The 10346-nt window shown below is 47.5% G+C and carries 14 protein-coding genes, 1 tRNA gene and 1 riboswitch; of the genes, 3 read left to right on the top strand and 12 right to left on the bottom strand.

Annotation, left to right across the window (positions count from 1 at the left end; genetic code table 11):
• The 4 genes from lacNas_RS07450 to trpS form a co-directional block, all read right to left on the bottom strand.
• Nucleotides 1-819 (bottom strand): P-type ATPase actuator domain-containing protein (locus lacNas_RS07450; protein ID WP_244661439.1); only part of this gene is annotated, 819 nt, incomplete at its 3' end.
• Nucleotides 820-906: 87 nt separating this feature from the next.
• Nucleotides 907-1070: riboswitch (M-box (ykoK) riboswitch) on the bottom strand.
• A 110-nt stretch (nucleotides 1071-1180) separates the two neighbouring features.
• Complete coding sequence (locus lacNas_RS07445) at nucleotides 1181-1795, bottom strand: methanol dehydrogenase (RefSeq protein WP_201330765.1); 615 nt, start codon at nucleotides 1793-1795, stop codon at nucleotides 1181-1183.
• Nucleotides 1776-2258 (bottom strand): deoxycytidylate deaminase, encoded by a 483-nt coding sequence (locus lacNas_RS07440; protein ID WP_201330755.1) that lies wholly within the window; start codon nucleotides 2256-2258, stop codon nucleotides 1776-1778. Before lacNas_RS07440 ends, lacNas_RS07445 begins: the two co-directional genes overlap by 20 nt.
• A 1-nt stretch (nucleotide 2259) precedes the next feature.
• The gene (trpS, locus tag lacNas_RS07435) at nucleotides 2260-3285 is read right to left on the bottom strand and encodes a tryptophan--tRNA ligase (RefSeq protein WP_201330754.1); all 1026 of its coding nucleotides are present in this window, start codon (nucleotides 3283-3285) and stop codon (nucleotides 2260-2262) included.
• A gap of 180 nt (nucleotides 3286-3465) precedes the next feature.
• Between trpS and lacNas_RS07430 the strand changes: the two genes are divergently transcribed.
• Nucleotides 3466-3536: transfer RNA gene (locus tag lacNas_RS07430), tRNA-Gly, on the top strand.
• A gap of 65 nt (nucleotides 3537-3601) precedes the next feature.
• Here lacNas_RS07430 and lacNas_RS07425 read toward each other — a convergent pair.
• The 7 genes from lacNas_RS07425 to lacNas_RS07395 form a co-directional block, all read right to left on the bottom strand.
• Complete coding sequence (locus lacNas_RS07425) at nucleotides 3602-4270, bottom strand: CPBP family intramembrane glutamic endopeptidase (protein WP_201330753.1); 669 nt, start codon at nucleotides 4268-4270, stop codon at nucleotides 3602-3604.
• A gap of 196 nt (nucleotides 4271-4466) precedes the next feature.
• Entirely contained in the window at nucleotides 4467-4718 is a 252-nt protein-coding gene (locus tag lacNas_RS07420; protein ID WP_201330752.1) for a hypothetical protein, read from the bottom strand.
• 20 nt (nucleotides 4719-4738) lie between these two features.
• Nucleotides 4739-5473 carry a hypothetical protein gene (locus lacNas_RS07415; protein WP_201330751.1) on the bottom strand — a complete coding sequence of 245 codons (735 nt, stop codon included), beginning with the start codon at nucleotides 5471-5473 and terminating at the stop codon, nucleotides 4739-4741.
• Between the two features lie 203 nt (nucleotides 5474-5676).
• A complete protein-coding gene (locus tag lacNas_RS07410) occupies nucleotides 5677-5964 on the bottom strand; it encodes a bacteriocin immunity protein (RefSeq protein ID WP_201330750.1) in 288 nt (95 codons plus the stop codon).
• Between the two features lie 154 nt (nucleotides 5965-6118).
• Nucleotides 6119-6916 carry a LytR/AlgR family response regulator transcription factor gene (locus lacNas_RS07405; protein WP_201330749.1) on the bottom strand — a complete coding sequence of 266 codons (798 nt, stop codon included), beginning with the start codon at nucleotides 6914-6916 and terminating at the stop codon, nucleotides 6119-6121.
• On the bottom strand, nucleotides 6909-8240 hold the full coding sequence (locus lacNas_RS07400) for a GHKL domain-containing protein (RefSeq protein WP_201330748.1): 1332 nt from the start codon (nucleotides 8238-8240) through the stop codon (nucleotides 6909-6911). Before lacNas_RS07400 ends, lacNas_RS07405 begins: the two co-directional genes overlap by 8 nt.
• Nucleotides 8227-8418 carry a ComC/BlpC family leader-containing pheromone/bacteriocin gene (locus tag lacNas_RS07395; protein WP_129335327.1) on the bottom strand — a complete coding sequence of 64 codons (192 nt, stop codon included), beginning with the start codon at nucleotides 8416-8418 and terminating at the stop codon, nucleotides 8227-8229. Before lacNas_RS07395 ends, lacNas_RS07400 begins: the two co-directional genes overlap by 14 nt.
• Nucleotides 8419-8575: 157 nt before the next feature.
• On the opposite strand from lacNas_RS07395, the gene lacNas_RS07390 reads away from it, so the two are divergent.
• Nucleotides 8576-9346: an NUDIX hydrolase gene (locus tag lacNas_RS07390; RefSeq protein WP_201330747.1), complete on the top strand. Its 771-nt coding sequence runs from the start codon at nucleotides 8576-8578 to the stop codon at nucleotides 9344-9346.
• An 88-nt stretch (nucleotides 9347-9434) separates the two neighbouring features.
• Entirely contained in the window at nucleotides 9435-9701 is a 267-nt protein-coding gene (locus lacNas_RS07385) for a DUF1294 domain-containing protein (RefSeq protein WP_201330746.1), read from the top strand.
• On the opposite strand, the gene lacNas_RS07380 is transcribed toward lacNas_RS07385, so the two are convergent.
• A partial coding sequence (locus lacNas_RS07380) for a hypothetical protein (RefSeq protein ID WP_201346740.1) occupies nucleotides 9694-10346 on the bottom strand: 653 nt, incomplete at its 5' end. The genes lacNas_RS07385 and lacNas_RS07380 overlap by 8 nt on opposite strands.

Here is a 10346-nt window from a genome sequence, read left to right as displayed (position 1 = left end):
CAAGAGCAGCTTGGAAATGCTCTTGATCCCGGTGTCAAAAGTGGTCTCCTTCATTTCAGTGTTGGCGATTTCTGCCGCCATCTTCCCGAACATGGTGTGGCTGCCGGTGGCGAAGACCACCCCGCGGCCGGACCCGGACACGATCGTCGTGCCTTCAAACAGGATGTTCGGGTAGTCCAAGTAGCTCTCCATCTTGTCCGGGGTCGGCACGAAGTTGGCGTTCTTTTCCGTCGGCGTCGATTCCCCGTTCAAGGAGCTGGAGGAGCAGAAAAGGTCAGTGCTGGACAGGAGCTTCATGTCGGCTGGAACCATGTCCCCGGCAGAAACGTTGATGATGTCGCCGATCACCACGTCCTTGGTCGGGATTTCCTGGTCCTTGCCGTCCCGGCGCACGTTGGTCGTGACTGAGACCATTTTCAGAAGCGACTGGACGGCATTTGACGTGCGGACGTTCTGGACAAAGGAAGTGATCCCGGAAACCAGCACCATGACAATCATGATGATCACGGTGCTCAGGTCCTTTTCACTCTGCGGGACGAGGATGTAGTTGGTAAACAAGGACATCGTCGCCAAGATGAGCAAAACCAGGGTAAACGGGGTCAGAAAGGCTTCAGCCAGGAAGTGCAGCTTGCTGGACTGGTTGCTGCTCGCGATTTCATTGGTCCCGGTCTTTTCCCGGACATTGGCCGCTTCTTCGGTGCTGAGACCGTTGCTGTTGGTATGCAGCTGGGCCAGGGTCACGCTCCGCTTTTCAAAGGCAATTCTTGAAACCCGCTTTGCGTCTTCGCTGGCAGCTTTGTTCATTGACTTGTTGAGCATAATAATTCCCCTCTCATGACAACTTCGCAAACGAACAAAAAAGTCCCCCTTACAGAACGTAAGGGGGACCTTGCCAAATAAGGCCACGCTATTGACTAATCGCTCAGCTTTAACACTACGTGACGTAAGCACATGCTAGCTACCTGGAAAGTGCCTTATGTCGACAATTTCTATTTAACCCGTTGGCATCTCTGGATGTTTCTGGGCGATAGCGTGTGTTCACGTAGGAGTCTCACCTAACAGTTCATTTGCTCTCTTTCAACTTTACATAAAAGACTATACACGCTCTGGGCAAACTTGTAAACCACTTTATGTAAAGTTAGCGTTTTTATTGAGTTTTTTTTGTGAAAAAATTTCCGGCCTACTTCTGCAGCTGCCGCTTCACGATGTAGCGCAGGAAGACGATCAAGGCCACGATCAAGACGATCAGGGCGCACATGATCGGAATCCGCAGGTCGGCAGGCTTGATCACCCGGTTCAGCTCCTCGCTTGACAGATCCAGCGAGTCCTTCTTGAAGCTCATGCTTTGGTCAACCAGGGTCACTGAGATCTTGAACAGCTCCTGCACCCCTTCGTTGAAGGCCACCGTGTCGTCAGCGGCTATTTTGGAAGCCGTGTGGCTGAGGATGTTGGCCCGCACCTGAGCGGTGAACTGGCTGTGCAGGTCGCTGCTGCTGTAAAGAAAGGCCCGCTTGGTGCCGTCTTTTTGCACGTTGATCACGATGTACACGGTCTTGGTGGCCTTGCTGAGGCCGTCGGGCTGCGTCCTTTTGGCGTTTCGCAGGGTTTCGACGATCACGATCGGATGCTCGGAAGTCTTTTGGTACTTGGCGTTCTTTTGGTTGACCATCTTGGCCGTGTCCGAATCGATGATTCCGGCATTGTCCTGCACGAAAAAGCTGCTTGCCCCCGTCAAAAGCGGAAACAGGCAGAGCACGGCAAAAAGCCGGGCCAGCTTAGTCGCTGCCGTCTTCAAGTTTGTGTGCCAGTTCTTCGACGAATTGGCGGTCAAGCTTAATCTGTTCATAAGGTACTCCACTATCACGGAGCAGCTGAATGGCCAAAGGGCTGTCGTGATAATCATAGTAATAGTTGATCTTCGTTACTCCGGCCTGCAGCAGGTGCTTGGTGCAGTTGTAGCACGGGAAGTGGGTCACGTAGATTTCCGTGTTGTCGGTCGAGACCCCGTTTTTGGCACAGGAGATCAAACTGTTCATCTCCGAGTGAATGGTCCGCACGCAGTGGCCGTCAACCAGCTGGTGGCCCACGTCATCGCAGTGCTCCTGGCCGGAAACCGATCCGTTGTAGCCGGTGCTGAGGATCCGCTTGTCCTTGACCAGGACGCTGCCGACCAAGGCCCGGTCACAGGTCGACCGCTGGGCGATCACCAGGGCCTGCATCATAAAATACTGCTTCCAGGGAATTCGCTTGCGCGTCATTTTAGCCTCGGTTCTTGAAATAGTTGAAGCCGATGGCGTCGCGGACTTCCTGCAGCGTCTGGTCGGCAACCTTGTTGGCCTTTTGTGAGCCTTGATAGAGCATGTCGTAAACGGCATCCAGGTTTTCAGCGTACTTTTGCCGGCGTTCTCTGATTGGCGCCAGTTCGGCTTCCAGGACCTTGTTCAAGTAGCGCTTGATCTTGACGTCACCTAACCCGCCCTTTTGGTAGTCTTCCTTGAGCTGGGCAACAGTGTCCTTGTCCGGGTCAAAGACGTCCAGGTAAGTGAAGACGGTGTTGCCTTCAACCTGGCCCGGGTCTTCCACGTGGATGTGGTTAGGGTCGGTGTACATGGACATGACCTTCTTCTTGACCGTTTCCGCGTCGTCAGACAGGTAGATGCAGTTGCCCAGGGACTTGGACATCTTGGCGTTGCCGTCAAGGCCTGGCAGGCGGCCCTGGCCCTTAGGCGGGAAGTAGCCCTTTGGTTCAACTAAGACGTCGACATTGTAGGTCCGGTTGAAGCTGCGGACGATTTCCCGGGTTTGTTCCAGCATTGGTTCCTGGTCATCGCCGACTGGCACCAAGGTAGCCTTGAAGGCAGTGATGTCGGCAGCTTGGGCAACCGGGTAGGTCAAGAAGCCGACCGGCAAAGAGTCGCCAAAGCCCTTTTGCTTGATTTCAGCTTTGACAGTCGGGTTTCTTTCCAAGCGGGACAGGGTTACCAGGTCCATGTAGTCAGTAGTCAATTCAAACAGGGCCGGGATTTGGGACTGGACAAAGATGGTGGACTTTTCCGGGTCCAGGCCGACAGCCAGGTAGTCCAAGGCAACTTCGATCAGGGAGTTGCGGATCTTTTCGGGATTGCGGGCATTGTCAGTCAAGGCCTGGGTGTCAGCGATCATAATGTAGGAGTCATAGTCGCCGGTGTTTTGCAGCTTGACCCGGTTCTTCAGGGAACCAATGTAGTGTCCGATGTGCAGCTTGCCGGTTGGACGGTCACCGGTCAAAATAATTTCTTTTGCCATTTTTCGCTTTCCTTTACTAGTCTAATTGTTAAATTGTTTCTATCGTGCGTTATTATTATCATTTTAGCAAAAATAACAAACGGATTAAACCATTCCCGCCGGGGGCAGCCAATCTTTTTTAAAAAAGTTGCGGAAAAGACTTGGCGAAATATTTTTTACATGCTATACTAAAAACATCTTGCGGGTATAGTTTAATGGTAGAACGCTAGCTTCCCAAGCTGGAGATGAGGGTTCGATTCACTCTATCCGCTTTTTTTATACCATAAATTAATCAAAATAAGCGAGGCTCTGAGAGCCTCGCTTATTTTTTTGTTGATCAGACAGAAATGGTGATGACGGTCAAGACGCCGTTCAAGGCCGCCAGGTAGAGCGGCAGCCAGATGGTCTGGGTGCTGAGGTAGCTCCAGGCAAAAAGCATGCCGAAAGCAAAATTGAAGGCGAAGATCGCCGGCGCGAACTGGAAGGTCAAGATGGCGTAAAAGAGACCCGAGCAGATCATGCCGGCGTAGGCCACGCCCTTTTTCTCAGTCCTGAACCAGTAATTGAACAGGAAACCGGTACAAAGGTACTCTTCCAGAATCGGCAGAACCACTCCGTTGGCCAGCATCATGAACCAGTACAAGGTGCTAGTGGAATGAGCCGCGTAGGCCAGCTGCAGGCCAGAAGCCGGCAGGCCCTGGTAAAGCTGCAGATAAGAGATGCCGATCCGGCCGGCGGCTACGATCAAGCTCAAAAGCACGGTCAGCTTGAAGCTGTTCAGCCAGGGAACGTTGAAGCGTGAATCGAAGAAGCGCTGCTCACGGTTGTAGCGGTAAATGTAAAACAGCAGGCACATGGCTGCCAAGGTTAAAAAGAGCACGACGTTCCAAATACTGATGGACGGGCTCTTGATGGCCAGATTGTCGGCCAGGGCCGTGAAAACAAAAACTACAAAATAGACGAGATAACGGACAATGTTACCTTCGCGTGATCGTGGCGTGTTCATCTTATTCCACTCACTCCTCCGTGAAACATTTGTAATTAGTTTATTATACCAAAGAAATCGGCCCCTTTTTGGCCTTTGTATGAATATTTTTGGTTACTTTTTCCTTACAATGTTTCATGCTATTTACGCACAGGGACGAAAAAAGTGCCGCTAAAGCCGGATGTTTAGGCTCAAGCAGCACTTTGCTTTTTCTATTTTAGTCCATAATCGCGCAGCTCATGGCAAAGTAGACCAGGCCCAGGCAGGAACAGAAAACGACGACTGGCCAGACAGCTTTAGCGACGTTTTTTTGCCGGATGCCGCTGACAACCAGATAGATTACCAAGCCAAGCAAGGTTAAAAGGCCTAGAGCCACGATTAAGAGGTGGTGCCACAGCCAGATAATCGTGCTGTCGCCGACAATATGGAAAACACGTTCCCAAAGTGGAAGGTGTGAAGCTTGGTACATACGTAATCATCTTCCTTTCTTTAACGATACCAACAAGTCTTAGGCCAATTCTTGTGTTTTGGGCCACCAGACCACGAGGAGCAATCTTTAACACCTTTTCCGCGTCTATCAAGCCCATCGCACTTAGTCATTGTCCCTAGATCTGAACAACCATATTTACTCCAATGGTAGTAGCAGTCACTTCTATAGAAATCTGTCCAGGATCGCGGATCTGTCTTCTTCCAATATCTAGGGTCACTATTCGGCCCATTAAATCTATTACAATGCACATGTGCACCAGTTTTTACTCGATCACCATTATTTTGGCCCGAATATCCACCACCGCTCGAAGGAACAGCGATAAACATGGTTCCTGATCTGACAGAAGACTGACCATTATCCTTATCCATTGAGCCAATCCAAGACTTAAAGTCTATAACTTTTGGTTTAGGCTGTGATGGTAGTCTGATAAAAGAAGTTGTAAACGGTGTTTTTACCGTTGTCCCATCTTTTCTTATATCCTTGTCGTTCGGAAATAATATTTCCACAGTAACCGTATTCCCTTTTTGTATAAAATCAACAAGACTATCTTCTTTGGCTATTTCCTTCATTTCTTTTAAAGTATCTGCAGGAATCGAAGACAACTCATAGTTTGCAACAACCTCTGTGGAGCTATCAGCATTGGTAGCTGCATTCACTGTTTTACAATTAAGTAAAATCTCAATTAATCCAAAGCTAAATAGTAGTATTTTGCTTACCTTTTTTGTAATAGTCATATTACTTCTCTTCCCATAAGTCCATGAAAAAAGATTACTACAGCTAACACTACGCTGTATCATTTGCGACAAATGTAGCACCAATCATGAGCAAAGCATAGCGTTTTTTCATTTTTTGTTCAAAATAAATTAATAAGCGCTGTTGAAGAAGGAATACCAAACTTCAGCAGCACTTATTTTAATATGATTAAGTTTTCAGTAGATTACTTCAGAACTACGCCATTAGAACCAACTGCAGAGTAGCGGGCCAAGTCCAGTTGCAAGCTAGTAACGGCCTTTGGCAGTTTGTTTTCAGCAAAGTTTGACCGCAATTGAGTGTCCAGGTTAGACGCAATTGAGCGGATTGATTCTGACTTTTCAGCCTTCTTAACAGCTGCTTCAAGCAGCTTGCTCAAAGCCGCGTTTGCCTTGACTGCCGGGTCATTTGCGACAGTTTCCAATTGCTTCTTAAATGCTTCTTCTGCTTCGTTTTCTTTCTTGTTAAAAAACATCGTACAGCCCCCTATAAAATGAAAAATCAAACAATGTTTTTTCGCTTACATTCTAGCACTGTTTGTAATTAGTGGCAGAGGAAAATTGCTTCCCTATCAGCTCATTGCAATCTTACCCTTTTCAATCTTTAATTGCAGAAAAGTACCTATCCGGTCAGTTTTTGGACTGATTCTGTTTTTCTCCAAGTGCTGCGATCTGCTTCTTCTTATCTCTCGAGAAGTAAACTATATCTCCGTTTGGAAAAGTTACGTATCTTTTAGCCAAATCTACGCTGACTACATTATCCGGATTGATTACGCATGACTGCGAAACTTTTAGCAAAAAATCATTTTCTTCATCCAGCTTAGAAATGTTGTTCTTAAATTCACTGTCACCATTTGCCGCTACTAAATGAACTTTGTGTTGCATCGTGCTGTTTTCGATATAGTAAATTTCAGAAGCACGGACTCTTTGTAAATGCCGGCCGCACTTGTAGCTAAAATACTGATGGTTTACGTGACTTAAAAGGTCCAGATTATCAAAGGCTGCTTGCAAAGTTTCCTTTAGCCGCTGCATAAAGGCAGCTGAAGGCAGTTCCTTGTTGATGTAATCAATTGCGCCAATTCGCCGACGATAGGTCAATGGGGCGTATTTATCATACGCTGTCACAAAGATTATCTGCGCGTTGGGATCACGACTTCGAACAAACTCAGCCAAGTCAACGCCTGTATTAATCCCCTTGTTCAATTCAATGTCTAAAAAATAAAGTGCATTAGTCGTTTCGTTAGCTACCAAATAGCCAGCTACCTCTTCAAAACTGTTGGCAACCAATGCTAATTCCACCTTGCTCTGTCGGTAATTTTCGTTGTCATCTGACAAATTCTCGCTAGCATAAACTATCCTTTGAGCAAGGCTTTCAGCCAAAGACGCATCGTCATCACACACGATAACCTTATATTCCAACTTACTCATCCTCTTCTTGATCAATCGTTAAGTAAAGGTCAAACCAGCCATCCGAAACATTGTATGAGATATCTAATTCCGAATACTTTTGTTCGATATCTTGCAAATTTGCCAACCCTAGACCTTGATGTCCTGTTTTCGTTGTAAAGCCTTTAGTTGCTAGATTTGTATGCTGTCTTTTACCCCGGACGATCTTGTTTCGGATTTCAAACTCTAGACTATCTGTTGTTTCTTGGTAAAGCATCGCCTGTATCTCTGGATGACCATTTCTTTCTGAAAGAGATTGACTCTCCTCTAATGCATTGTCAAAGGTAATTCCAATTACTCTAACTAAGTCAAGTTCATCAACATTGCCTGGGATTGACGCAATTGTCTGCCGACATTCAAAATCATAAGGAATGCCTGCTTGATATATGGCATTCAGCTTCGTGATAATGAGGCTCTTAAGAGTTTTAACCTGAATGTGGTTTGTGTCTTTGTACTTAAGAAGAGCCTGAGAATCGAGGTTTTCAGCAGAATAGCGTTCTAATTTATCTAACAGCTCTTGAACATTTCCTTCAGCTGCACTGACTTTTAGCGAATTCAGCAGATTCCGGTAATCGTGCCTAAATGCACGGAGATTATCTTCACTTTGTTCAAGGTAGTTGGCATATTCCTCCAGCTCCTTTTGCTTTTGCTGCTGTAATTGTGCTTTAAAACGTGCATCCTCTGCCCTTCGCAAAACATAATAAACGATCCAGCTAAAAGCTGCTTGCCCAATTGACAGGTAAGAATAACCAATAACAGAGGGTTTGGCCTCATCAAGAAAAACATTGATCAAATTAACTACCATCAATGAGCAGAATGAATACGCTAATAAACTCCAAAATATTTTTCGGCATTGGTCTTCCAATCTTTGCAGTAGCCATTGTCGAAAATGCTTAATCAACAAAATACATAGAGAATAGTAAAAAATAGACAACCCCAACGTGCAGAGACTAAGCATTAATTCGCTGATATTTGGAATTCTTTGTAAGAAGACAATAATCAAATCATACAAAAAATCTATTAGTAGCCCCACCATAAAGGCGCCTGAAACCCTAACTAAGCCATATTTTCGATAGTGCCAAGTGAATAGTATCAATTCCACTACACTAGCTGCGTTTGTTTCCCATCTTCCTTGTATGGCCATTAAGATTGCTAGTATACATAGTCCGAAAGCAAATATTCGATTGCGATAACCAGTCAACTTAATTTCTGCTAAACGGTAACCAACATATATATCAAACGCAACCGAAATAGCAGCTGACAAAACACCAGCGATCAATTCAACATACAGTTTAATTTCTTCCATGGCGCTTGTGATGCAATAAGCGGAAAATCAAGGAAGCTTCACTATTTTTCACTTGAGTAGCACCGCCAATATAAATGCCGAATCCTTCAATGCCTCCCCCAACAATCTGTTCCAATTCTTCATCTGTCAGTGTTTCAACTTTATGCAAGTTATTATCCATAATTTTCTTTCCTTTCATGAAAAATCAACCATTTTTATCGTAACAAATTTTAACTCAAACGTGAAAAAGAGACGGATTATGTCAAAATTCAGACTGATTTTTCATCATTCTTCCACAGCCAGCCAATCCTCCCGGCAATGATATAATAGTAAGAAAACTGAAAGGAGCCGTTTTGATGCCTGAATTAGAAAAGATAGTCGAACGCCCCTTGATCACCATCACCAACCTGATCTGGAGCTTTAACAAGGAAACCCACCGGGTTCAGCTGCTTTTGGTCAAGCGCAAGGAAGCACCTTTTGCCGACCGCTGGGCCCTGCCAGAAACCCTCCTTCGGGAAAACGAAAGCGCCGACCAGGCTGCCGTGCGTTTGATCAAAGAAAAAATCGGCCTTGACCTGCCGGAATCTTCCACCGAGCAGCTGGCCACCTTTACCTCCCCCCACCGGACACCAGGCGAGCGGGCCCTGGCCTTGACCTACATGACCTACCTGCCCGCCATGCCAAACCTGCGCCCCGGCTACGGAGCCAGCGACGTTGCCTGGTTTGCCTTTGAAAACTTCGGCCATAAGTATGAGCTTTTTTCCGCTGACAAGGCCTTGACCTTTGAATTAGCAGAAAATTCCCACGCCCTGGCCTTTGACCATGACGAAATCATCGCCGTGGCCATCCAGCGCATCCGCAACAAATTGGACTACCAGCCCAGCATCCTGCAGATTCTCGGGCCCGAATTTACCCTGCGTGAAGCCCGCGAGGTTTACGCCCCCTTCTTCCAGACTACTGCCGACAAGATCGACAATTCCAACTTCCGCAAGACCCACGGCTTCCTCTTTACCGAATTGGGCGTGCAGAAGAATTTCCACAAAAGCGGCCGGCCGCCAAAGCTCTATTGCTTAAAGGAACTAGAAAACAACATCCTCTGGAGCAAGGCCGATGACAAGCAAGGCTAACTGCCTTGCTTTTATTTTTTGACAAAAAACCACCCTGCCTGAGCAGGATGGTCTGTAATTCTATTGAAAAAACTAACTAGGAAACAAAATGAATCATCTTTGGCTAAGCAGCCTTCTGCTTATCAATTTAATCGCCTTCGCCCTCTACGGCATCGACAAGGCTAAAGCCATCCGGCATGCCTGGCGCATCCCTGAACGGATTCTCCTTACTTGTTCTCTCTTGGCCCCTCTTGGGTCCGGCCTGGGCATGTTTGCCTTCCGCCACAAGATCCGCAAGCCTTACTTCCATTTGGCAACCCTCGCCGGCTTCATCCTCTGGGCTGCTGCCGCATACGTATTTTTCAAGCTCAGCTGAGGCTCTTGAGCATCTTAAAGGCAGTCTCCGTGCTGTGGGCATTGAGCTGGTAGACACTGGAGCCTTTGGCCCAGGTAATCACCGTGTTCAAAGACCCCAGGCTTTCGCCGACATCAACCTGCACGCTGGATTTTGCCGTCGCATTCGGCAGACCGTATTGCTGGTAGAGCGCTAGCAGCTTTTGCGCCGTCGGCAGCGGCTTTTGCCCCTCTACATTGCTGGCCCGGACGACGAAGGACCACTGGCCCTGGTTGAACTGCAGGTAAGTCGACCCGGCCGCCCCTTCTTCTGTCCCGGTCACGCCGGAGGCAATCTTGACTGCCGGCAGGCTAGTTTTTGCCTCTTGGTAATTGATCAAGCTGCTGGCATCCGCCACGTTCTTGTTTTCCGTCAAAACGGCATAAGGCTTTTCACTGGCAATCTGGCTGTCGTTTAAAGCCAGCGGGCTGGTCCCGACGCTGTAGTAGACAACGTTCTTGCTGGCTGAACTGGTGTAGCGCACGTTCAGGTTTTCACTGCCCTGGCCCAAGCCGTCTGCTGTTGGCAAAAGCATCCCCGGCAGCTTGGCCCGCAATTGGCTGGTCAAAGTCCCGATCCGGTCTGCACTCGTGCTTGTGCTTTGGCTACTGGAAGCCGCCGACTTAG

Source organism: Lactobacillus nasalidis (genome assembly GCF_016587775.1).
Classification (GTDB): domain Bacteria; phylum Bacillota; class Bacilli; order Lactobacillales; family Lactobacillaceae; genus Lactobacillus; species Lactobacillus nasalidis.
The sequence above is the reverse complement of the archived record's forward strand: the minus strand, read 5'-3'. Positions and strand labels throughout refer to the sequence as shown.